The sequence below is a fragment of the Mesorhizobium sp. M0174 genome, from assembly GCF_040322275.1.
GTDB lineage: Bacteria > Pseudomonadota > Alphaproteobacteria > Rhizobiales > Rhizobiaceae > Mesorhizobium.
On record NZ_JAMYTB010000005.1, the window covers coordinates 190,209 to 210,266 of the forward strand.

General features: G+C 63.2%; 28 protein-coding genes. 20 read left to right on the top strand and 8 right to left on the bottom strand.

Annotated features, from left to right (window positions below; all coding sequences use genetic code 11):
- Nucleotides 1-59 precede the first annotated feature (59 nt).
- A complete protein-coding gene (locus tag NKJ13_RS13075; protein WP_254816530.1) occupies nt 60-239 on the bottom strand; it encodes a YdcH family protein in 180 nt (59 codons plus the stop codon).
- Nucleotides 240-478: 239 nt separating this feature from the next.
- Between NKJ13_RS13075 and NKJ13_RS13080 the strand changes: the two genes are divergently transcribed.
- Nucleotides 479-682: a YdcH family protein gene (locus NKJ13_RS13080; RefSeq protein WP_023678480.1), complete on the top strand. Its 204-nt coding sequence runs from the start codon at nt 479-481 to the stop codon at nt 680-682.
- 32 nt (nt 683-714) lie between these two features.
- Here NKJ13_RS13080 and NKJ13_RS13085 read toward each other — a convergent pair whose 3' ends face one another.
- Complete coding sequence (locus NKJ13_RS13085; protein WP_352704297.1) at nt 715-1,518, bottom strand: IclR family transcriptional regulator; 804 nt, start codon at nt 1,516-1,518, stop codon at nt 715-717.
- Between the two features lie 128 nt (nt 1,519-1,646).
- Here NKJ13_RS13085 and NKJ13_RS13090 point away from each other — a divergent pair, with 128 nt between their 5' ends.
- From NKJ13_RS13090 to NKJ13_RS13145, 12 genes are all read left to right on the top strand, one after another.
- The gene (locus tag NKJ13_RS13090) at nt 1,647-2,528 is read left to right on the top strand and encodes a transporter substrate-binding protein (protein WP_352739609.1); all 882 of its coding nucleotides are present in this window, start codon (nt 1,647-1,649) and stop codon (nt 2,526-2,528) included.
- A gap of 68 nt (nt 2,529-2,596) precedes the next feature.
- Nucleotides 2,597-3,262, top strand: coding sequence for an amino acid ABC transporter permease (locus tag NKJ13_RS13095; RefSeq protein ID WP_254816527.1), 666 nt, complete (start codon nt 2,597-2,599; stop codon nt 3,260-3,262).
- A gap of 1 nt (nt 3,263) precedes the next feature.
- The gene (locus NKJ13_RS13100; protein ID WP_254816526.1) at nt 3,264-3,914 is read left to right on the top strand and encodes an amino acid ABC transporter permease; all 651 of its coding nucleotides are present in this window, start codon (nt 3,264-3,266) and stop codon (nt 3,912-3,914) included.
- A 4-nt stretch (nt 3,915-3,918) separates the two neighbouring features.
- Nucleotides 3,919-4,713 (top strand): amino acid ABC transporter ATP-binding protein, encoded by a 795-nt coding sequence (locus NKJ13_RS13105; RefSeq protein ID WP_352739611.1) that lies wholly within the window; start codon nt 3,919-3,921, stop codon nt 4,711-4,713.
- Between the two features lie 34 nt (nt 4,714-4,747).
- Nucleotides 4,748-5,206, top strand: a complete 459-nt coding sequence (locus NKJ13_RS13110) for a RidA family protein (RefSeq protein ID WP_352704295.1) — start codon at nt 4,748-4,750, stop codon at nt 5,204-5,206.
- Nucleotides 5,207-5,231: 25 nt separating this feature from the next.
- Complete coding sequence (locus tag NKJ13_RS13115) at nt 5,232-6,437, top strand: aminotransferase class V-fold PLP-dependent enzyme (protein ID WP_352739613.1); 1,206 nt, start codon at nt 5,232-5,234, stop codon at nt 6,435-6,437.
- Between the two features lie 166 nt (nt 6,438-6,603).
- Nucleotides 6,604-7,551, top strand: coding sequence for a metallophosphoesterase family protein (locus NKJ13_RS13120; protein WP_352739615.1), 948 nt, complete (start codon nt 6,604-6,606; stop codon nt 7,549-7,551).
- Nucleotides 7,552-7,562: 11 nt separating this feature from the next.
- Nucleotides 7,563-7,910 carry a cupredoxin domain-containing protein gene (locus NKJ13_RS13125; RefSeq protein WP_352739617.1) on the top strand — a complete coding sequence of 116 codons (348 nt, stop codon included), beginning with the start codon at nt 7,563-7,565 and terminating at the stop codon, nt 7,908-7,910.
- Between the two features lie 46 nt (nt 7,911-7,956).
- Nucleotides 7,957-8,496, top strand: coding sequence for a sigma-70 family RNA polymerase sigma factor (locus NKJ13_RS13130; RefSeq protein ID WP_352739621.1), 540 nt, complete (start codon nt 7,957-7,959; stop codon nt 8,494-8,496).
- The gene (locus NKJ13_RS13135) at nt 8,493-9,326 is read left to right on the top strand and encodes an anti-sigma factor family protein (RefSeq protein ID WP_352739619.1); all 834 of its coding nucleotides are present in this window, start codon (nt 8,493-8,495) and stop codon (nt 9,324-9,326) included. The genes NKJ13_RS13130 and NKJ13_RS13135 overlap by 4 nt, the downstream gene beginning before the upstream one ends.
- Nucleotides 9,327-9,450: 124 nt before the next feature.
- Complete coding sequence (purE, locus tag NKJ13_RS13140) at nt 9,451-9,948, top strand: 5-(carboxyamino)imidazole ribonucleotide mutase (protein WP_352504988.1); 498 nt, start codon at nt 9,451-9,453, stop codon at nt 9,946-9,948.
- A complete protein-coding gene (locus NKJ13_RS13145) occupies nt 9,945-11,021 on the top strand; it encodes a 5-(carboxyamino)imidazole ribonucleotide synthase (RefSeq protein WP_352476149.1) in 1,077 nt (358 codons plus the stop codon). The genes purE and NKJ13_RS13145 overlap by 4 nt, the downstream gene beginning before the upstream one ends.
- 91 nt (nt 11,022-11,112) lie before the next feature.
- On the opposite strand, the gene NKJ13_RS13150 is transcribed toward NKJ13_RS13145, so the two are convergent.
- Together NKJ13_RS13150 and NKJ13_RS13155 are read right to left on the bottom strand one after the other, a co-directional pair.
- Entirely contained in the window at nt 11,113-11,244 is a 132-nt protein-coding gene (locus NKJ13_RS13150) for a hypothetical protein (protein ID WP_352739623.1), read from the bottom strand.
- Entirely contained in the window at nt 11,238-11,534 is a 297-nt protein-coding gene (locus NKJ13_RS13155) for a lysozyme inhibitor LprI family protein (protein WP_502899820.1), read from the bottom strand. The genes NKJ13_RS13150 and NKJ13_RS13155 overlap by 7 nt, the downstream gene beginning before the upstream one ends.
- Before the next feature lie 235 nt (nt 11,535-11,769).
- Between NKJ13_RS13155 and ykgO the strand changes: the two genes are divergently transcribed.
- Together ykgO and NKJ13_RS13165 are read left to right on the top strand one after the other, a co-directional pair.
- A complete protein-coding gene (gene ykgO / locus NKJ13_RS13160) occupies nt 11,770-11,895 on the top strand; it encodes a type B 50S ribosomal protein L36 (RefSeq protein ID WP_006203764.1) in 126 nt (41 codons plus the stop codon).
- 94 nt (nt 11,896-11,989) lie between these two features.
- Nucleotides 11,990-12,589, top strand: a complete 600-nt coding sequence (locus NKJ13_RS13165) for a tetratricopeptide repeat protein (RefSeq protein ID WP_352687263.1) — start codon at nt 11,990-11,992, stop codon at nt 12,587-12,589.
- 140 nt (nt 12,590-12,729) lie between these two features.
- On the opposite strand, the gene NKJ13_RS13170 is transcribed toward NKJ13_RS13165, so the two are convergent.
- From NKJ13_RS13170 to NKJ13_RS13180, 3 genes are all read right to left on the bottom strand, one after another.
- Nucleotides 12,730-13,812, bottom strand: a complete 1,083-nt coding sequence (locus NKJ13_RS13170) for an NAD(P)H-dependent flavin oxidoreductase (protein WP_352687260.1) — start codon at nt 13,810-13,812, stop codon at nt 12,730-12,732.
- A 218-nt stretch (nt 13,813-14,030) separates the two neighbouring features.
- Nucleotides 14,031-15,461 carry a pyruvate kinase gene (gene pyk, locus NKJ13_RS13175; RefSeq protein ID WP_352737764.1) on the bottom strand — a complete coding sequence of 477 codons (1,431 nt, stop codon included), beginning with the start codon at nt 15,459-15,461 and terminating at the stop codon, nt 14,031-14,033.
- Nucleotides 15,458-15,922, bottom strand: a complete 465-nt coding sequence (locus NKJ13_RS13180; RefSeq protein ID WP_502894192.1) for a DUF1036 domain-containing protein — start codon at nt 15,920-15,922, stop codon at nt 15,458-15,460. Before NKJ13_RS13180 ends, pyk begins: the two co-directional genes overlap by 4 nt.
- Between NKJ13_RS13180 and NKJ13_RS13185 the strand changes: the two genes are divergently transcribed.
- The 5 genes from NKJ13_RS13185 (at nt 15,914) to NKJ13_RS13205 (ending at nt 19,122) form a co-directional block, all read left to right on the top strand.
- Nucleotides 15,914-16,144 carry a hypothetical protein gene (locus tag NKJ13_RS13185; protein WP_352737829.1) on the top strand — a complete coding sequence of 77 codons (231 nt, stop codon included), beginning with the start codon at nt 15,914-15,916 and terminating at the stop codon, nt 16,142-16,144. The genes NKJ13_RS13180 and NKJ13_RS13185 overlap by 9 nt on opposite strands.
- A 45-nt stretch (nt 16,145-16,189) precedes the next feature.
- Nucleotides 16,190-16,987, top strand: coding sequence for an N-formylglutamate amidohydrolase (locus tag NKJ13_RS13190; RefSeq protein WP_352737765.1), 798 nt, complete (start codon nt 16,190-16,192; stop codon nt 16,985-16,987).
- A gap of 26 nt (nt 16,988-17,013) precedes the next feature.
- Nucleotides 17,014-17,322, top strand: coding sequence for a DUF1244 domain-containing protein (locus NKJ13_RS13195; protein WP_352737766.1), 309 nt, complete (start codon nt 17,014-17,016; stop codon nt 17,320-17,322).
- Between the two features lie 10 nt (nt 17,323-17,332).
- Nucleotides 17,333-17,794, top strand: coding sequence for a cupin domain-containing protein (locus tag NKJ13_RS13200; protein ID WP_352737767.1), 462 nt, complete (start codon nt 17,333-17,335; stop codon nt 17,792-17,794).
- A 146-nt stretch (nt 17,795-17,940) separates the two neighbouring features.
- Entirely contained in the window at nt 17,941-19,122 is a 1,182-nt protein-coding gene (locus NKJ13_RS13205) for an MFS transporter (protein ID WP_352737768.1), read from the top strand.
- Here the strand turns inward: NKJ13_RS13205 and NKJ13_RS13210 are convergent.
- A complete protein-coding gene (locus NKJ13_RS13210) occupies nt 19,080-19,991 on the bottom strand; it encodes a LysR family transcriptional regulator (protein ID WP_352650941.1) in 912 nt (303 codons plus the stop codon). The two genes, NKJ13_RS13205 and NKJ13_RS13210, sit on opposite strands and share 43 nt — an antisense overlap.
- Between the last annotated feature and the right edge of the window lie 67 nt (nt 19,992-20,058).

Below are 20,058 nucleotides of genomic sequence, written 5' to 3' on the forward strand. Positions count from 1 at the left end.
ATAGGCCACCGGAAAGAGACGCGCGCCGGGCGGCGCGCGCTTCTAGTCCTGGAAGGGCTTCAGTGCGTCGTCGGTTTCGCCTTCAGTTTTTCAATCTCGTCCTTGAGCGCCAGCTTGCGCCGCTTGAGATTCACGATTTCGAGGTCGTCTACCGATGGATGGGCCATCGCATCGTCGATTTCCCGTTCGATGTCGCCGTGTTTCCGCTGCAGCTCATCAAGATGGGATGCAAGAGACATGATTGGTTCTCCCTTTCATGGTTTCCTCGATTGCAGCCGCCAAGGCACGTCCACCGCAGGCTCGCTTCTGTGACGGCATAATGACAGTGTGCCACCATCGAGCACCGATGTCGAATGCTGCGTGGTAGCATTCCACGACAATGTGAAATGTGGTATGGGCTGCGCGCCGGTGCAAGAAGGCCCCGGTCCCGCCCAATCAGGCCCAGTGTTTGGGCGCCGCAGACGTGCAGACGGTAAAAATGTCCGATCAGGAACAGGCGGATATCCGCCTCGAATATTCCCGGCTGAAGCAGGAACACGCCGATTTCGACGCGGCCATCAATGCGATGATCGCCATGAATTGCGACCCGCTGCAGATCCAGCGCATGAAGAAAAAGAAGCTTTTCCTGAAGGACAGGCTGATGGCGCTGGAAGACAAGATCATTCCAGACATTATTGCTTGAACGAATGCCGGCGACGGCCTGCTGGAAAAGCGCTATGCCGCGATCGAAAGCCGTGCGGCGCGCTCGCGCAACAGCGCTATCAGATCGTCGGTCTTTTCCCTCGAAGTATCGATCGGAACCACCAGGCACATCGTCGCCTCGACCCTGCCCGGCGCTGAAAAAACCGGCGCGGCCAGGCATTTCGTATAGGCATCGACAAGGCCCGAGGTGACGCAGTAGCCGGCCGACTTGGCGACGGCGATGTCGGCTATGAAATCGTCGAGCCGCAACCTGCGGCCGTCCGGCAGCACGAGATCGTCTTCCGAGACCATATCCTCGATCGCCGCCCTGTCGAATCCGGCGAGGAGCAGCCGCCCGGAAGCTGTCCAGGGAAGCGGTATTTGCAGACCCGTCGCCGAACTGATCCTGAATGGCCTCGTTCCCGGGCTTGAATGGACGATGGTGTAGCGGCCGCTTTGCAGCATGCACAGCTCCGAGGTCTCGCCGGTCTCGCGCGACAGATGGTCGACTTCCTGGCGCCCTCGCCTGAGCAGGTCGTTGCCCCGCACATAGTCCATTCCGTAGAGATAAAGCTTCTTTCCGAAATAGACCCGATTGCCGTCTCCGGCCATCTCAAGCAGGCCTGCGTCGACCAGCGAGCGCACCAGCGTATAAGTCGTCGAACGCGGCGCGTTCACTCCTTTGGCAAGGTCGCCAACGCCGATCGCGCGCTGGGTCGTGTGGAGAAACTCCAAAATCTGGAGAACCCGGTTGAGACCCTTCTCCCGAGAGCCCGAGGTCTTGTCTTCGTCCAGTCCGACGTCCGGTCGAGCGGCCAATGCATTGCCATCTTGCATTATCGATCCCTGATGTTAATCTGTCTTGTACAGAGTACAGGCGTCTCTTGTAAGAGACAATTACATCAGTTGCAACCGATGCCTGTATCGCTGGTCCAAAGGGGAACACAACACGAAAGGAGGTCGCCGTGAACGACACATCCAAAAGACGTGAATTTCTGAAACTGGGAATGGCCGGGCTTGCAACGGCCGGAGTGATGAGCGCCGCTACCGCGGTCGACGTTCAGAAAGCGACGGCCCAGGCAGCGCCGGACAGCCTGCTGCGCACCGTCCTCGAGCGCGGCAAGGTGATCGTCGGCACCGGCAGCACCAATGCGCCCTGGCATTTCGAGAACGACGCCGGCGAACTGGTGGGCATGGACATCACCATGGGTCGCATTCTCGCCAAGGGGCTCTTCGACGACCCGACCAAAGTCGAATTCGTCATGCAGGATCCGGCTCAGCGCATTCCGAACGTGACCACCAACAAGGTCGACATCACCATCCAGTTCATGACCATGACCGCCCAGCGCTCGCAGCTGATCCACTTCTCCAGGCCCTACTACGTCGAAGGCATCGCCTTGCTGACCCTTCCGAACGCCGAAAACAAGACCTTCGACAAGCTGCTTGCCGCCGGTTCGGCGACCCGGATTTCCATCCTGCAAAACGTCGATGCCGAGGCAAATGTGCATATCGTGCTGCCGGAGTCGCAGGTGATGCAGATAGACACGCAGGCCAACGTGCTGCAGGCCCTGGAATCCAAGCGCGTCGACGCTGCCGCGGTTGATCTGTCAACGGTCCGCTGGCTCGCCTCGCGCAATCCGGACAAATACTTCGATGCCGGCAAGAGCTGGTTCTCGATGCTTTATGGCGCCGCACTGCGGCAGGGCGACCTCGACTGGCTGACCTTCGTCAACCAGACCTTCACCATCGCCATGTTCGGCCATGAAACGGCACTCTACGACGCTGCGTTCAAGGATTATTTCGGACAGGAGCCGCCGGCCCGCCATCCCGGTTTCCCGGTCATCTGATGCAAGCAGGCGGAAGGACAAACGTCCTTCCGCCCCCCTCTCATCACAGCCCTCTATGACGGGGATGCATGGGTTATACCCTCAACTTCAACCTGATCTGGCGGCATTTCGACAAGCTCTGGGGCGGACTGCTGTTAAGCCTCGAACTGGCCGTCATCTCGATCGCGATCGGCATCGTCATCGGGCTCGTTCTGGCGGTCTGGTACGTATCGGCCGGACGTGCGGTGCGGACCATCATCGCGGCCTATGTCGAGTTCATCCGCAACGTGCCGCTGATCCTGCTCGTCTATCTGGTCTTCTACGGCCTGCCGACGGTGGTCGACATTGCCTACAGTGCGCAAACCTCATTTGTTGCCACGCTATCGCTATACAGCGGCGCCTACCTGGTCGAGGTGTTTCGCTCGGGGCTCGAGGCGGTGCCGCGCGGACAGCTCGACGCCGGCAAGGCAATCGGCCTGACGCCATGGCAAAGGCTGCTCCACGTGCGCCTGCCGACGATGCTGCGCATAACCCTGCCGGCGCTTTCCAACACATTCATATCGCTCTTCAAGGACACGTCCGTGGCATCGGTCATCTCGGTACCCGAGCTCACCTACGGCGCCCAGTGGATCAACTTCAACACGTTCCGCATTGTCGAGGTCTATCTGGTGGTGACGGCGATGTACCTGCTGACCGGCTATGCGCTGCTTTTCGCGTTGCGGCTGGTCGAGCGCCGGTTCAAGGCGGCGCGCTGAGATGCTGAGCCAGATCATTTACGCCTTGCCGTTCCTCGCCGAAGGCTTTGCCGTGACCTTGTGGGTGTCGCTGCTGGTCGTGGTGCTATCGCTCATCGCCGGCGTGCTGATGGGCGTCGGCCTTGTCTACGGTCCGGCTCCGCTGCGCTGGGCAGTGCGCATCTTCAGCGACACCATACGCGGCATTCCGATCCTGGTGCTGATCTTCTTCGTCTATTACGGCCTGCCCGCGGTGGGGCTGCATCTGGAATCCTTTTGGGCGGCCGTACTCGCCCTCACCCTCTTCAAGACCGCACAAGTGGTCGAATATCTGAGGGGCGCCGTCGGCTCGATTCCCAAGGGTCAGTCCGAGGCGGCGATGGCGATCGGACTGACCTTTCGTCAGCGGCTGGCCTACGTCATTTTTCCGCAGGCGTTCAGGCGGTTCCTGCCACCCTGGATCAATGGCGTGACCGACGCGGTGAAGGGCAGCGCGCTGGTCTCGCTGCTCGGCATCACCGACCTGATGCAGGCAATCAACCAGGTCATCGGCCGCACCTATGAGGCGATGCCGCTCTACATTCTCGGTGCGCTCGTCTACTTCGCCGTCAACTACGCCCTCTCCTTGGCCAGCCGGCGGCTGGAGCAGCGTTTCTCCTTCATCCGGGAATAGCAAGATGTCCAATGCCTCGCACCAGAATCCGGCACTTCTCGATGTCTCCGACGTTTCCAAAGCCTTTGGATCCGTCGAGGTCCTGCGCTCGGTCAGTCTCAAGGTGACACGCGGCGAGGTGGTGACTGTCATCGGCCCTTCCGGCAGCGGCAAGACCACGCTGCTGCGCTGCGTCAACTTCCTGGAGAGCTACGACAGCGGCTCGATCCGTATCGATGGCAAGGAGGTCGGCTATCGCGAGACGGGAACACGCCAGCGACGCAGCGAGCGCGACCTGGCGGCGATGCGAGCCGAGACCGGAATGGTGTTCCAGAGCTTCAATCTGTTTCCGCATTTGACTGCCGCCGGCAACATCATGCTTGGCCTGCGCAAGGTGCGCGGCAAGAGCAATGCCGAGGCCCGCACCATTGCCGAGCACTGGCTCGGCCGGGTCGGCCTCGCCCACAAGGCCGATAGCCTGCCGGCCGAGTTGTCCGGCGGCCAACAGCAGCGCGTCGGCATCGCCCGCGCCGTGGCGATGGAGCCGAAGATACTGCTTCTCGACGAGATAACTTCGGCGCTCGACCCCGAACTGGTTGGCGAGGTGCTCGAGGTCGTTCGCAGCCTCGCCGAAGACGGCATGACGATGCTGATGGTCACGCATGAGATGGCTTTTGCACGCGATGCATCGAGCCGCATCGTTTTCATGGCGGACGGCGGCGTCAGCGCCGTCGGACCACCCGCCGAGATTCTGGCGGCGGGCTTCGACAATGAACGCCTTCGCAGCTTCCTGGCGCGATTTCGCGCCTCGCATTTTTGACATCGGACGGCGAAAGCTGTCGCAAGGAGCTTTTATGACGCCTTACATCCGGCTCGCGGAATTGGGCCTGACACTGCCCGAGCCGCCGAAGCCCATCGCCAACTTCGTCACCTATGCCGAGAGCGGACGGCTGATCTTCCTCTCCGGCCAGGGGCCGTTGCGCGCCGATGGCGCGCTCTGCACCGGCAAGGTCGGCGACGACGTCAGCGTTGAAGAGGCCTATGATCATGCGCGTCTGACCGGCCTGAACCTGCTCGCGGTCATGCATGCGGCGGCCGGCGACCTCGGCCGCGTCGTGCGCGTCGTCAAGCTGCTTGGCTTTGTCAATGCGACGCCGACATTCAGCGAGCACCCCAAGGTGGTGAATGGCTGTTCCGATCTTTTCGCGGCCGTCTTTGATAAGATCGGCGGACATGCCCGCTCGGCAATCGGTGTCGGCTCGCTGCCGGGCAACATCACAGTTGAAATCGAGGCGGTCGTCGAGATCGCCTGAAATCGTTCGAACAGGATCTGCAGAGATGACGACCTATGCCGCTGACCGTTCCAACACGACAATCCGCGAACGGCTTGGCCTTCGCCCGATCATCAACGTTTCCGGTACGATGACGGCGCTCGGCGCTTCGATCATCGTGCCAGAAGCGATTGCCGCAATGTCGGAAATCGCCTCGCAATGGGTCGAGATGGACGATCTGCAGCGCGCCGCAAGTACTGTGATTGCACGCCTCACCGGCGGCGAGGCCGGCTTCATCACCGCGTGCTGCGCCAGCGGCATAACCATGGCGATTGCCGGCGCGATGACCGGAACCAGCCTTCTTGCGATCGAGCGGCTGCCGGACGACACTGAGGGCCTCAAGTCGGAGGTCATCGTCCAGCTCGGTCACATCGTCAATTACGGCGCGCCGATCGACCAGTCGATCCGGTTGGCCGGGGCGAAGACGATACCCGCCGGCACGGTCAGCGTGACGCAGGATTATCATGTGCGCGACGCGATCCGCGACCGCACCGCGGCCGGCCTCTACGTAGTTGCGCATCACACGGTGCAATACGGCATGCTTTCGCTCGAGGAGTTCTGCGAGATCTGCCACGCCAAGGGCGTGCCGGTGATCGTCGACGCCGCCTCCGAATACGACCTGCGCGGCTTTCTCGCACGCGGCGCCGATATCGTCGTCTATAGCGGGCACAAGTTCCTCAGCGGACCGACAAGCGGCATCGTGACGGGGCGCAAGGATCTGGTGCGGGCCGCCTATCTCCAGAATCGTGGCGTTGCGCGGGCGATGAAGGTGGGCAAGGAAAGCATTGCCGGCACCATGGCGGCCCTGGAAGCCTGGGAGCGGCGCGACCATGCCGGCATCCGTCAGCGGGAGGAAGCCGCCCTGCATCTGTGGAAAGACGCATTGCAAGGACTGCCTGGTATCGCCGCGCATATCATTCCCGATCCGACCGCCAATCCGCTCGACCGCCTGCAGGTGTTTGTTACGCCTGAAAGCAGGTTCACCGCCGCCGGCCTTGCCTCGGCGCTGGCGGCGGGCTCGCCCCCCATCATCGTGCGCAACCACGAGGTCGAGCGCGGTCACTTCTTCCTCGACCCATGCAATCTTCATCCCGGCGAGGCGGAGATCGTCGCCGAAAGCCTGCGGGCGGTGCTGAGTGCTGCCGATCGGCCCGCGGATGCGATGAAACCCGCTCGCAAGCAGTCCGCCGGGGCCTTGCGCTGGCCGGACTAGATATCGCCAGAACGTGGTCGAGCCAGTGCCTTCCAGCGCCGGCTTGGCATCGGGCCATTGCGCCATCACGGCACTGTGAATGACTTTTTGGTCGTCGGGCGGAATAAACCACCCCGCCCATTGGTCTCCCAAGCAGACGCCATTTCCGGCGTTGCAGGAGACCGGTATGACCTACCACCACGACAATGAAGCTGACGGCATCAGCCGCCGTCATGCACTGGAATGCATGATCTGGGCCGGCACGGGAGTGCTGTGGACGATTTCGGCCGGCGTGCCGGTTTCGCTGAGCCTGCTCGGCGCGGCGCAAGCCGCAGAGGCCTTGGCCACCGGCTTCACTTTCCTTCAGATCTCCGACAGCCACATCGGCTTCGACAAGGCTGCCAACCCGCACGCCATCGACACGCTGAAGGAGGCCATCGGCAAGATCCAGGCGTTGCCGCAAAAGCCCGCTTTCATGATCCACACCGGCGACATCACCCATTTGTCGAAAGCCGCGCAGTTCGACAACGCTGCCCAGATCATCGGCGGCGCAGGCTTCGACGTACATTATGTGCCCGGTGAGCACGACCTGATCGATGACGGCAATGGCCAGGCCTATCTCGACCGCTACGGCAAAGGCACCAAGGGCGCTGGCTGGTATTCGTTCGACCAGAACGGCGTCCATTTCATCGGGCTGGTCAACGTCGTCAACCTGAAGGCTGGAGGACTGGGCAATCTCGGCGCCGACCAGTTGGCATGGTTGGCCGATGATCTGAAGGCGGTCACCGCCTCGACGCCAATCGTCGTCTTTGCCCACATCCCGCTATGGGCTGTTTATCCCGAATGGGGCTGGGGCACCGACGACGCGGCGCAGGCCTTGGCCCTGCTCAAGCGCTTCGGCTCTGTCACCATACTCAACGGCCATATCCACCAGATCATGCAGAAGGTCGAAGGCACCGTTACCTTTCATACCGCGCGCTCGACCGCTTTCCCGCAACCGGCGCCGGGCACCGCAGCCTCACCCGGGCCGATGACGGTGCCTGCCGGCCAGTTGCGCAGCCTGCTCGGCACAAGCAGCGTGACAGTCAAGCAAGGCGGGCAGGACCTCGCCATCATCGACAGCACGCTGGCTTGAGGGGAAATGCGATGATCTGCTTCCCGTCCCGCGTCTTGGTCGTATCCCCTGTCACGTTCGGTGTGGCGGCGATCCTGATAATGGTTGCCATGCCACTGAACGCAGCAGACCAGCCAATGGTCAAGATCGAGAACTTTGCCTTCACACCGGCGGTGCTGACGATAAAGCAGGGCACTACCGTAACCTTCGAGAATGACGACGACATCCCGCATCTGGTGGTCGCCAACGATGCCTCGTTTCGCTCCAAGGCGCTTGACACCGGTGACACATATGCCTTCACCTTCACCAAAGTGGGCGACTATGCCTATTTCTGCGGGCTTCACCCGCACATGCAGGGCAGGATCACCGTCGCTCCGTGAGGATTTTCGGAAGGTTCTGCCCGGGATGCCGGGCGATGCGACGGTGTTGAACCAAGAGGCCGCGACCGGGCGCTTTCGCGAGGTGGTTCTGCCCCATCTCGCGGATGCGCTTGCGCTTGCCCGCTGGCTGACGGGCAACGCAGCCGATGCGGAGGATGTGGTGCAGGAGGCCTGTTTGAAGGCGCATACGGGCATCGCCGGCTATGCCGGCGGCAATGCACGCGCCTGGCTGCTGGCGATCGTGCGCAACGCCTCTTACTCCTGGCTGGCGCGCAACCGGCCGCGCAGTATCGTCGCCGTCGGCGACCTGAGCGACCTCGATGACATGACGGCTGCATATGGCGCCGGCCTGCCGGATACGGACAATCCTGAGGCAAGCCTGATCGCCAAGGCCGACACGGCCTCACTCGAGGCGGCGATCGCCGCGCTGCCGCACCAATTTCGCGAGACTGTGGTGCTGCGCGACGTCAACGGCCTCAGCTATCGCGAGATCGCGACGCTGCTTGGCGTGCCGCTAGGCACGGTGATGTCGCGGCTGGCGAGGGCGCGCGGTCTGCTGATATCCCAACTTGGGAGGGCGCCATGAGCGCGCACAACGATGGACTGCCCGATGACCCGGCGGGCGTGGCGCTGATGATCCATGCCTTGGTCGATGGCGAGCTCGACGCAGCAGCAGCATTGGCTGTCGAGCGACGCATCGCGGCCGACCCGGCGCTCGCCGCCGAGCATGCCCGCATCGTTGCGCTGCAGACGGTCGTCAGCGGGCTGCCGAGGCTCGATGTCCGTGAGGATTTCAAGGCTCGCATCGCTGCAATCGGGACAGCCGGTACGGAGAAAGTGCTGCCGGCGCCGGCGCCCGCCGCTCGAGTGCCGCCGGCACACAGAGCCGTGCACCGATTTGGCGCGTTCGACTGGCGCGCGCTGGCGGCGTCGATCGTCGTTACCGCCGTGCTGGCCAGCGGCGCGACGCAATGGATGATGCTGAGCAGGGCGCCCGACAGCTTTGCTGCCGCGGTCGCCAGCGGCCACCGTCGCAGCCTGCTGGCAGCCAGCCCGGTGGACGTCGTCTCGTCGGACCGGCACACGGTCAAACCCTGGCTGGATGGCAGGGTCGGCCTGTCGCCGCCGGCACCTGACCTTGCCAGTGACGGCTTCGCGTTGCTCGGCGGCCGAGTCGAGGTAATCGCCGACCAGCCAGTGCCGGCACTGGTCTACAGGCACCGCGAGCACCTGATCACTCTCGTCGCCGCGCCCGAGGAAACCGGCTCGACAGCCGGACCGGTCGATCTTTCTGCTGGTGGCTTCTCGCTGGTCCACTGGAGCGACAGCGCCTTTTCCTACTGGGCGATTTCCGATACCGAACGGCCTGAACTTGACGACTTCGTCAACCGCTTCCGAGCAGCGGCCGCCCGATGACAGACCGCCCAAGTCCATGTGCGTAGCCACGCAGACGGCACAAGCGGCTTTGCCGTTTCCGGCCATCCTTGCGGCTCCCCTCGATTTCCGCTAATGCGCGCCTTTGCCGCCGGAGAGCAGAAGCTTGGACGATCACCGCGCCGACGTCGCCATCATCATGGGCAGCCAGTCCGACTGGGCGACGATGCGCCACGCCGCCGAAACGCTTGAGGCGCTTGGCATTTCGCACAAGCGGCTGATTGTCTCGGCCCACCGCACGCCCGACCGGCTCTATGAGTTCGCCAAGGGCGCCAAGGCGGCCGGCTACAAGGTGATCATCGCCGGTGCCGGGGGTGCGGCGCATCTGCCCGGCATGACGGCGGCGATGACGCCGCTGCCGGTGCTCGGCGTGCCGGTGGAATCAAAGACGCTGTCGGGCCAGGATTCGCTGCTATCAATCGTGCAGATGCCGGCCGGCATTCCGGTCGGCACTTTGGCCATCGGCAAGGCCGGCGCTGCCAACGCTGCCCTTCTCGCCGCCGCGGTGCTGGCGCTGAGCGACGAAAAGCTCGCCGCCCGGCTGGATAGCTGGCGCGCCGCGCAGACCGCCAAGGTGGCCGCCGAGCCCACGGACGCGCCGTGAGCCTGCCGGCGGGATCGAGCATCGGCATCATCGGCGGCGGCCAGCTCGGCCGCATGCTGGCGATGGCCGCGGCCCGCCTCGGCTATCGCATCGTCGTGCTGGAGCCGCAGCCGGATTGCCCGGCGGCACAGGTCGCCAACCGGCAGATCGTCGCCGCCTACGACGACGCGGCCGCGCTTGGCGAGCTGGCTGCGGCCAGTGCCGTCGTTACTTATGAATTCGAGAACGTTCCGGTCGCGGCTGCCGCGGCACTTGCCTCTACGGTGCCGGTCTATCCGCCGGCACGCGCACTGGAAGTGGCGCAGGACCGGCTGGCGGAAAAGAAATTCCTCAACGGTATCGGCATACCGACCGCGGATTTCAGTCCCGTCGACAATGACGAGGAACTGACGGCTGCGCTGAAACAGTTCAACGGCAGCGGCATATTGAAGACGCGCCGCATGGGCTATGACGGCAAGGGCCAGCGTGTCTTCCGCAACATGGAAACAGGCGGCTTTGCCGGCACTTGCGAGGCGATGGGCAACGTGCCGTTGATCCTGGAATCCTTCGTCACCTTCGAGCGCGAGATTTCGGTGATCGCCGCGCGCGGCAGCGACGGCTCGCTCGCCGCCTACGATCCAGCGTGGAATGTCCATCGCAACGGTATTCTGCACAGCTCGACGCTGCCGGCCGGAGTAAAATCCGAGACGGCTGCTGCGGCTCAAACGGCGGCGGCAGAGATCCTTGCAGCGCTCGACTATGTCGGCGTCATCGGCGTCGAATTCTTTGTCCTTGCCGACGGTTCACTGTTGGTCAACGAGATAGCGCCGCGCGTCCACAATTCCGGCCACTGGACGGAGGCCGCCTGCACCATCTCGCAATTCGAGCAGCACATCCGCGCCGTCGCCGGCCTGCCGCTGGGAAATCCCGCCCGGCAGTTCGACTGCGTCATGGAAAACCTGATCGGCGACGACATCCGGCGCGTTGCTGAGCTGCTCGCCGAGCCCGATCTGATGCTGCACCTCTATGGCAAGGCCGAGGCGCGGCCCGGCCGCAAGATGGGCCATTTTACGCGCGTGAGCCGCCGCAGCTAGAGCATGATCCCGAACCGAAGGTCCGCGCTAGCGAAAAGTGGAATCCGGTTTCGGAAAAGATCATGCTCAAACACAAAGTTAGAACCTACGCTTACTGGATGTCGCCGCTCTCATCCTCGTCGGGGCTGGCGCAGCTCACATCGCCTTCCGCGCAGGTCGAATCGGCGGTGAACTGCTTAGTGCGATCGTCGGTCAGCCGCGTCAGGCATTCCGATATCAGCATCGGATAGATCGAGCCGCCTTCGCTGTCCGCGGCGGATAGCTGCATTCCGCGTCGCGAAAAGCGATCCAGGCGCGCTGCGCCGTCTGCAACAGCTTCCTGGCTTTTGCGTCACTTCCGCCGATGAGATCCTGGTAGGCCTTGTTGAGCTTGGCGTCGGCGGATTTGTAGTCCGCGTCGGCGCAGATGTTCATCATCTGCTGGCTGTCGTCGTTGCGGTCGCATTCCTGCGCATGGGCAACAGAGCCTGCCGCGAGGACGACAAGACAGGCGGACACAAGAATTCGGCGCATGACGATCTCCAATTCGCAACCGCATCATTCCAGCCGTCGCAAGCCTGCGCAATGCCGCAAGGCGCCAGTGGCGGATATTTGATGATACGAAACGGTCCGTATCGTTTAGGCAACGCGCTTGCGGTTGACACGGGCAACGCTCCTCGTCTATGAGCCACGCACAGTTCAAAGGCGCGTCTGTGGGCGCGCCTTAATAATTCGGCCCGTGACCGGGCCCAGACCGACGGGCAAGACCATGAAAATCAAGAATTCGCTCAAGGCGTTGAAGGCGCGTCACCGCGACAACCAGCTGGTTCGTCGCAAGGGCCGCATCTACATCATCAACAAGACCGCGCCGCGCTACAAGGCGCGCCAGGGTTGAGTTTTCGACGGAGGCTGCGCGCCTCCGTTCGCATGATACGACACTCACGCTAAATTCAGTTTGACGATCCGGCGTCGGGGGCTAGATTCCCGCGATGCGGATTCTTTTTGCATTTTTCACGGCTTTCCTCGTTTCCGGCGCTGTCTCGCTGCCGGCGTGGGCTGAAGATCCGACCACAACTCCGCCGACAGCACCTCCGGTCGTCAAGACGAAACAGGCGCGGCTCGATCAGCTGTTTGCCGATCTCAAGCGCGAACGCAATGAAAAGGCGGCCGAGCGCATCGCCGGACGGATCGGCAGCGAGTGGTCCCAGTCGGGCAGCGCCTCTATCGACCTGATGATGCAATGGTCGCAGAAGGCAATCGAAAATCAGAAATTCGATGTCGCGCTCGATTTTCTCGATCAGGCGGTGACTTTGCAGCCGACCTATGCGGAAGGCTGGAACCGGCGCGCCACTGTTCATTTCATGATGAAGAACTACGGGAAGTCGATGGCGGACATCGACCGCACCCTGCAGCTCGAACCACGCCATTTCGGCGCGCTTTCGGGCCTGGCTCAGATCATGGCCGAAACCGGCCACAAGCAGTCGGCACTTGAAGCCTGGCAGCGCGTTCTCGGCATCTACCCGATGATGCGCAGCGCCCAGGATCAGGTCGCCGCACTTTCCGAGGAGCTTGCCGGCGAAGGCATTTGAAGCCAGTAGGGCAATAGGGGAGTAAGGCAGTATGTGAGGTGTAGATTGCACTGCGGAACGCATGCCCCCTACTCCCCTACTCCCCTACTCCCCTACTCCCCTACTCCCCTACTCCCCTACTCCCCTACTCCCCTACTCCCCTACTCCCCTACTCCCCTATAGGCCCGATCTACGCCGCTTGCTTCCGTGACGAGTTTCTCCACAAGCGCGGCGGCCGGCATCTGCCGCAGCTTCGCAACGCCCTGCCCGGCCCAAATGGGCAAGAAGTCAGCCCGCTTGCTTTCATCCTTCGCCATCGAAAGCGGCATGACCAGACTCGCCTGTAGCGGAAACGCCAGCGCAGCATCTTCCTCACCAGCCATTTCCATCACAAACCGGTTGCGCACCACGCGCGCTGGGCGGCCAGTGAAGCAGCGAGTCACCGACGTGCTCTCGTCGTTGGCCGAGCGCAATGCTGCGCGATAGACTGGCTGCACATTGGCTTCAGGACAGGCCAGGAAAGCCGTGCCGATCTGCACACCAGATGCACCAAGTGCAAAGCTGGCGGCAATGCCGCGACCGTCGAAGATACCGCCGGCGGCAATTACAGGCACCCGCACGGCATCAACAATCTGCGGTACGAGGGCCATGGTGCCGGCTGTGCCGATAGCAGGGTCGCCAGTGAATGTGCCGCGATGCCCACCGGCCTCGTATCCCTGGGCGATAATGGCGTCCACCCCTCCTGCCTCAAGCTGGCGCGCTTCCGAGACGGTGGTAGCCGAACACAAGACAGTACAGCCGGCCGCTTTCAACTGCTGCACAATTGCGGTGTCGGGTAGGCCGAAGTGGAAGCTGACCACCTTCGGGCGCAGCTCGAGCACAATTTCGAGACGCTCACGATCGAAGGTGGGGAAGGGCTCGCCCGGCTCGGGCACCGGTCCGAGGCCGACCTCCTCATAGCAGCCGCGAAGGCGGTCTCGCATGCTTTGGGCTGCCGCATCATCGCGTGCCGGCGGCGGGTGCGCAAAGAAGTTGACGTTGATCGGACGATTGGTCGCGTGCTGCGTCGCCGTGAGTTGCTCGCGGATAGCCGCCGCAGGCAGAATGCCGCATCCGAGCGAGCCAAGCGCCCCGGCATTGCTGACTGCCGCCGCCAGTTCCGGCGTGGTGATGCCGCTCATCGGCGCCTGGATTATCGGGTGCTCAATGCCGAGGAGTTCCAGAAGATCAGTGCGCATCCACATTGGATCACCCTCCTCTTTCTCCCAGGAGAGATTTTACCCTAACTGACCTCCAGCTCAAGTCGGATGGGGCCTCCGAACCGGCTCGCGGCCGGCCACAGGCTGATGCACGCGGGCGGGAGTTCGGCGTCGACCCTGATCTACCTGCCGTCGATGCGTCGGGCTGGCGCCGCGTTTACGACGCGCCATGCAGCCGGCCCATCCGGCAGCCGCCGCCGACATTAGCGGCCGACTTCCGATCCGACATAGGCGATGCGCAGCATGTTGGTCGAGCCGGGCGTCCTCAGCGGAACGCCGGCCGTGATGATGACGCGGTCGCCGGGCTTGCCGAATCCTTCGTCCAAAGCGATGCGGCAGGCGCGATCGACCATGTCGTCGAGGTCGATGGCATCGGGAGAAACGACGCAATGCGTGCCCCACAACAGCGACAGTCGCCGCGCCGTGTTGAGGATCGGCGACAGCGCCACGATCGGCACTTGCGGCCGCTCGCGCGCGGCGCGCAGGCCGGTTGTACCCGAGGCCGTGTAGGTGATGATGGCCGACAGCTTCAGCGTCTCAGCGATCTCGCGGGCAGCAAGCGAAATGGCGTCGGCGCCGGTCGCTTCCGGTTCCGAGCGCTGCGCGTTGATGATGCCGGCATAGGTCGGGTCGGTTTCGACCTTGGTGGCGATCCGGTTCATCATCGCCACCGCTTCGACCGGGTAGGCGCCGGCGGCGGACTCCGCCGAAAGCATGATCGCGTCGGCGCCTTCAAACACGGCGATCGAGACGTCCGAGACTTCGGCGCGGGTCGGCACCGGCGCGGTGATCATCGATTCCAGCATCTGCGTGGCAACCACCACAGGCTTGCCGGCGCGGCGGGCGGCGCGGGTGATCTGCTTCTGAATGCCAGGCACGGCTTCGAGCGGCATCTCGACGCCGAGATCGCCGCGGGCGACCATCAGCGCATCCGAAAGCTCGATGATCTCGGCCAGCCGGGCGACGGCCTGCGGCTTTTCGATCTTGGCCATGATCAGCGCCCGGCCGCGCGCGATCTTGCGCGCTTCGGCCAGGTCCTCGGGCCGCTGCACGAAGGACAGCGCCACCCAGTCGACGCCGGTCGCCAGAACTGCGTCAAGATCCCGGCGGTCCTTTTCCGTCAGCGCGCCGACCGGCAGGTCGGTGTCGGGCAGGCTGACGCCCTTCTTGTCGGAAATGGTGGTGCCGGCGACGACGGTGCAGACGATCGACTGGCCGTTGCTGCTGACCGCCTTGAGCTCGAGCTTGCCGTCGTCGATCAGCAGGCGATGACCGGCCTCGACCGAACGCAGGATTTCGGGATGCGGCAGGTAGACCCTCTTCGAATTGCCGGGCTCGGGATTGTCGTCGAGCGTGAAGGTCTGGCCGACGGTCAGCACTTCTTTGCCGTTGGCGAACTTACCGACGCGCAGCTTTGGCCCTTGCAGGTCGGCGAGAACGCCGATCGGCCGGCCGACCGCCTCCTCGACGGCACGAATGCGGCCGACAAGCGTCCGCATCAATTCATGGTCGGTGTGGCTCATATTGATCCGGAACACGTCGGCGCCGGCTTCGAACAGCTTCTTCAGCATCTCCTCGGACGAGGAGGCCGGACCGATGGTGGCGAGGATCTTGACCTTGCGGCTGCGTCTCATTGACTGTTTGTTCCCGGGGCGGCTGCAGCGCCATCCGTTGCGGGCTCGTCAGTCAGCTGGACCATCCAGCTTGCCTGCTCGCCCGTGTCATATTCCTGAAATCCGGCGCGCTGAAAGCCCCGGGCGACGCAGTCGGTAACGCCGGCGATCTTGAACTCTTTTTCGGCCACGCACATGTTGATCGGGCCATCCCAGCGTCCGCCGCGCTCGGCGTCTTCTGCATAAAGATAGTAAAACCTTGATGACAACGGTCCCTCGATCAGCGTCTTGCAGCTCGATCCTTCGATGTGCCACCAGCCTTCGGTGATCCAGCCGGCCTTGGCCCGATAGCCGATGCCGACGCCTACCAGATTCTGCGTGGCGTTGCAGACCCGGAAATCGGCCCGTGCCGGCGAGGCCGTGATCACCGCGAAAAGGCCCATTGCCGGTATCAGGAGCGGCATGGCCAAGGCATGGCGCACACGCAGCCTGCCGGCGAAACCCATCCTGAAACCCCTCAAGAACCACATTTGCATCTCTCAACGCCCCTTTTCGGAAAAGTCCGTACGCATGTCAACGCGCCGATCTGTCCAATTCCAATCGATTTAGAAGGCTCCGGCGCGCTTGCGGTCGCCCCCGCTCAGTTTTTTGCAGAAACCGTGGCTAAACAACGGCATTGCGCAAGCGTTCTCTTCGTGGAATGACGATACCACCCTCCCAGGAAGCCCGCGAACAGACCTTTCCCGCCGATGACCCGATCCACAGTTTTCGCGCCTTTCGACATCGTCGAAGGCGACCGCAAGCGCGGCATGGTGCTTTTGGCCGATCACGCTCGCCGCGACCTGCCGGAGGAATATGGCAGCCTTGGCCTGCCAGCGGCGGAGTTCGACCGCCATATCGCCTACGACATCGGCGTAGAGACTGTAACCCGCGAACTCGCAAGTCTGCTCGGCGTTCCGGCGGTGCTTGCCAATTTTTCACGGCTGCTGATCGATCCCAATCGCGGCGAGGACGATCCAACGCTGATTCGCCAGCTCTATGACGGCACCATCATCCCGGGAAATTATCCCATGGCGCCGGAGGAACGCGAAAGACGTCTGGACCGTTTTTACCGCCCCTATCATGATGCCGTCGGCGCCATGATCGCCTCGGTGGCGCAAGCGTCCGCGCAGGCACCTTTCATCTTTTCGGTGCATTCCTTCACGCCGACCATGCAGGGCTTCGTGCGGCCGTGGCACGTCGGCATATTATGGGATCTCGACGATCGCGTTGCGCGGCCGCTGATCGACATGCTCGCCAAGGACAAGAGCCTCGTCGTCGGCGACAACGAACCCTATGACGGCGCACTGCGCGGCGATACCATGTTCAGGCACGCCATCGTCAACGGATTTGCCCATGCGCTGCTCGAGATCCGCCAGGACCTGATCGCCGACCTTAAGGGTGCCCTCGACTGGGCCGAACGGCTGGCGCCGATCGTTGACGCGATCGATCGACGTGCCGATATACATGCGGTGAAAATATTCGGCTCGCGCACCGGACCGGTGTGACGGAAGGCCCAAGGGACGCCAAAGACATGACCGAACTCAGCGACGAACAAAAGCGCGATTTCGAAGCCGCTGCCTTCCGCCGGCTGGTTGCGCATCTGCGCGAGCGTTCCGACGTGCAGAACATCGACCTGATGAACCTCGCCGGCTTCTGCCGCAACTGCCTGTCCAACTGGTACCGCGATGCGGCGCAGGCCGAGGGTGTCGAACTCAGCAAGGAACAGTCGCGCGAGATCATCTACGGCATGCCCTATGCCGAGTGGCAGGCACTGAACCAGATCGAAACCTCCGATGCCAAGAAGGCCGAGTTCGAGGCAAGGCGCCCCAGGGATCACTAGGGAGGACGCCGTGCCTAAGATTGACGTTGCCGACGTGCCCGGACGCAAGGGCTCATCCTATCCACCGCCGTTCGATGCACCCTGTGCCGAACGCGTGCGGCAGCGGCTGGGCAACGCAGGCGGGCTCACCGACTTCGGTATCAATCTCATGCGCCTGCCGCCGGGCAACTGGTCGAGCCAGCGCCACTGGCATTCGCACGAAGACGAATTCGTCTACGTGCTTGAAGGCGAGCTCACGCTCGTCGAAGATGCCGGTGAGACGGTGCTGCGCGCCGGTGACTGCGCGGCCTTTCCGAAAGGATCAGGCAACGGCCATCACATGATCAACAAATCGGGCGCGATGGCGATTTATCTCGAAGCCGGTTCGCGCTGGCCCGACGACGTCGCCACCTGCTCCGACATCGACATGATGAGCACCAACGCTGATGGCCGGTTTGTGCACAAGGATGGCGCGCCTTATCCCGAGCCGTAAGGATTTCGGAGTGGACCGCCGAGATGGTTGGCCGACGCGAGAGGAGGTCGCGTCTGGTCCAAGCACTTTCGGCAAAGAGCGCTTGACTGTGAATTGAATCGATCTAATTTGCCGCGCGAAGCCATTTCCGGACCGGATTCTACCCGATGGACGCGCAGAAAATGACGCAGACCGCGATTCGTGGACGCTGGGCAGTGGCCGGCATCTTCCTCGCCAATGGCTTCCTGACCGGGAGCTGGGCGCCGCAGATCCCGGTGTTCCTCACCCGGCTGGACATCAGCAAATTCACGCTCGGCCTGTTGATTCTGTTGTTCGGGGCAGGGGCCGTAACCGCCATGACCTGGTGCGGCCATCTGATCTCGAAGCATGGCTCGCGCACTGTGCTGCGCTGGTTCGGACTTGCCGGCAGCTTCGGCCTGTTGGTCGTGGCTCTGGCCCCCAACGTGCCCTTGGCGGCAATCGCCATGTTCATCTTCGGCGGTTCGATCGGCGGCATGGACGTCGCCATGAATGCCAATGCAGTGGCAGTCGAACGGCGGCTGTCCCGTGCCATCATGTCGTCCTCGCACGGCTTCTGGAGCCTTGGCGGTTTCGCTGGCGGCGCTTTGGGCGGTTTCGCCATCCAGAACTACGGTCACCTCGCCCATGCGACGGTGGTGACGGCTCTTGCCTTTGCCGTCATCGCCGTAGCGATCCGCTACCTGATCGCCGAGGACAAGCACCCAGTCGCCGAGCACCACAAATTCGCGCTGCCGGCAAACCCGCTGGTCTATCTGGTTGGGCTGATGGCACTGCTGACGATGATCTCCGAAGGTGCGGTGCTCGACTGGGCGGCGCTGTATCTCAGGCAGGAGCTCGGCGCCGATCTTGCCATCGCAGGCCTGGCCTACGCCGCCTTTTCCGGTGTCATGGCCGTCATGCGCTTCCTTGGTGATGGCGTCCGCAACCGTTTCGGGGCCGTTACGACGTTGCGCGCCTCGGCTCTTGCCGCTGCTGCCGGCATGCTGGTGGCCGGGCTGGCTCCCTCGCCGTGGCTCGCCATTGCCGCCTTCGCCTTTTGCGGCCTCGGCATTGCCAACATGGTGCCGATCATCTTTTCGGCCGGCGGCAACCAGGAGGGCATGGCGTCCGGCACCGGTATGAGCGTCGTCACCACAATGGGTTACTCAGGCATTCTGGTGGCGCCGTCGGCGATCGGCTTCATCGCCGAACACTCGAGCTTCGGCCCGATCTTCGTCGCTCTGTCCGGGCTGCTGATCGTCGTGCTGTTGATGGCCGGCCTCGCTCACCGCGCTGAATTTGCCGCCGAGCCAGCACCGGCTGAATAGCGCTTGAGCTCTTCGTAGAGGAAATCCGCGACGCGGCGGATGCGGACGCTTGTACGCACGTCGCGGTGCATGGCGAGCCACACCGGCAGCGTCGGCAGCGGGAGACCCGGCAGCACTGTCTCGACCAGCGGATCACGGTCGGCGAGCGGCTCCTGGCCAAAGCCGATGCCGTTTCCCGACCGCACCGCTTCCCACAGCACGATCTGATTATCGGTCCTGAAGCGGAAGGCATTGCGGGCGAGCGGGACGCCGAACTGGGCAAAGCCGCGAATGATCTCATCGCTGCGATCGAAGCCGACCAGATCATGGCCGGCGAGATCCCGGGCCTCGCGCGGACGGCCACGCCGGTCGAGATAGGATTTTGCCGCGCAGGCGCGGAGCGGAATGTCGGTCACCTTGCGCGCGACCAGTTCATTCTGCGCCGGCTTGACCATGCGAATGGCGATATCGGCATCGCGACGCAGCAGATTCTCGACCTGGTTCGAGGCGACGATCTCGACCTCGATGCCCGGCTCCTCGAAACCAAGCCTCGCCATCATTTCCGGCAGCACATAGGCGGCCACCACTTCGCTGGCGGCAATGCGCACCGTACCCTCTATCGCCTCGACCGATCCCAGCGCCAGCAGCGAAAAGGCGCTCGCCTGCTCGCTCACCGCGCGACCCTGTTCAAAGAGCGTGCTGCCTGCTTCCGTGAGCGCATAGCCACGCCGCCCACGCCGGAACAGGGTGACGCCGAGCGCCTGTTCCAGCTCGGCGATGTGGCGGCCGAGCGTCGGCTGGCTTGCGGCAAGTTTTCGCGCGGCGGCAGACAGGCTGCCGGTCTCCGCCACCGTGACGAAACTCTTGATCAGGTTCCAATCGATATCCATTCAAAATTGAATATCAGAACGCCAGCCTTAGTCAATTTTCATTCGCTTGCGAAGAGGCCACAACAGG

What these genes read in the sequence shown, in the direction of transcription:
- NKJ13_RS13075 (WP_254816530.1), bottom strand. Translation starts at nt 239, where the DNA reads ATGTCTCTTGCATCCCATCTTGATGAGCTGCAGCGGAAACACGGCGAC.
- NKJ13_RS13080 (WP_023678480.1), top strand. Translation starts at nt 479, where the DNA reads ATGTCCGATCAGGAACAGGCGGATATCCGCCTCGAATATTCCCGGCTG.
- NKJ13_RS13085 (WP_352704297.1), bottom strand. Translation starts at nt 1,518, where the DNA reads ATGCAAGATGGCAATGCATTGGCCGCTCGACCGGACGTCGGACTGGAC.
- NKJ13_RS13095 (WP_254816527.1), top strand. Translation starts at nt 2,597, where the DNA reads ATGGGTTATACCCTCAACTTCAACCTGATCTGGCGGCATTTCGACAAG.
- NKJ13_RS13100 (WP_254816526.1), top strand. Translation starts at nt 3,264, where the DNA reads ATGCTGAGCCAGATCATTTACGCCTTGCCGTTCCTCGCCGAAGGCTTT.
- NKJ13_RS13105 (WP_352739611.1), top strand. Translation starts at nt 3,919, where the DNA reads ATGTCCAATGCCTCGCACCAGAATCCGGCACTTCTCGATGTCTCCGAC.
- NKJ13_RS13110 (WP_352704295.1), top strand. Translation starts at nt 4,748, where the DNA reads ATGACGCCTTACATCCGGCTCGCGGAATTGGGCCTGACACTGCCCGAG.
- NKJ13_RS13115 (WP_352739613.1), top strand. Translation starts at nt 5,232, where the DNA reads ATGACGACCTATGCCGCTGACCGTTCCAACACGACAATCCGCGAACGG.
- NKJ13_RS13120 (WP_352739615.1), top strand. Translation starts at nt 6,604, where the DNA reads ATGACCTACCACCACGACAATGAAGCTGACGGCATCAGCCGCCGTCAT.
- NKJ13_RS13125 (WP_352739617.1), top strand. Translation starts at nt 7,563, where the DNA reads ATGATCTGCTTCCCGTCCCGCGTCTTGGTCGTATCCCCTGTCACGTTC.
- NKJ13_RS13135 (WP_352739619.1), top strand. Translation starts at nt 8,493, where the DNA reads ATGAGCGCGCACAACGATGGACTGCCCGATGACCCGGCGGGCGTGGCG.
- NKJ13_RS13150 (WP_352739623.1), bottom strand. Translation starts at nt 11,244, where the DNA reads ATGCTGATATCGGAATGCCTGACGCGGCTGACCGACGATCGCACTAAG.
- NKJ13_RS13155 (WP_502899820.1), bottom strand. Translation starts at nt 11,534, where the DNA reads ATGCGCCGAATTCTTGTGTCCGCCTGTCTTGTCGTCCTCGCGGCAGGC.
- ykgO (WP_006203764.1), top strand. Translation starts at nt 11,770, where the DNA reads ATGAAAATCAAGAATTCGCTCAAGGCGTTGAAGGCGCGTCACCGCGAC.
- NKJ13_RS13165 (WP_352687263.1), top strand. Translation starts at nt 11,990, where the DNA reads ATGCGGATTCTTTTTGCATTTTTCACGGCTTTCCTCGTTTCCGGCGCT.
- NKJ13_RS13170 (WP_352687260.1), bottom strand. Translation starts at nt 13,812, where the DNA reads ATGTGGATGCGCACTGATCTTCTGGAACTCCTCGGCATTGAGCACCCG.
- pyk (WP_352737764.1), bottom strand. Translation starts at nt 15,461, where the DNA reads ATGAGACGCAGCCGCAAGGTCAAGATCCTCGCCACCATCGGTCCGGCC.
- NKJ13_RS13185 (WP_352737829.1), top strand. Translation starts at nt 15,914, where the DNA reads ATGGCGCACACGCAGCCTGCCGGCGAAACCCATCCTGAAACCCCTCAA.
- NKJ13_RS13190 (WP_352737765.1), top strand. Translation starts at nt 16,190, where the DNA reads ATGACCCGATCCACAGTTTTCGCGCCTTTCGACATCGTCGAAGGCGAC.
- NKJ13_RS13195 (WP_352737766.1), top strand. Translation starts at nt 17,014, where the DNA reads ATGACCGAACTCAGCGACGAACAAAAGCGCGATTTCGAAGCCGCTGCC.
- NKJ13_RS13205 (WP_352737768.1), top strand. Translation starts at nt 17,941, where the DNA reads ATGGACGCGCAGAAAATGACGCAGACCGCGATTCGTGGACGCTGGGCA.
- NKJ13_RS13210 (WP_352650941.1), bottom strand. Translation starts at nt 19,991, where the DNA reads ATGGATATCGATTGGAACCTGATCAAGAGTTTCGTCACGGTGGCGGAG.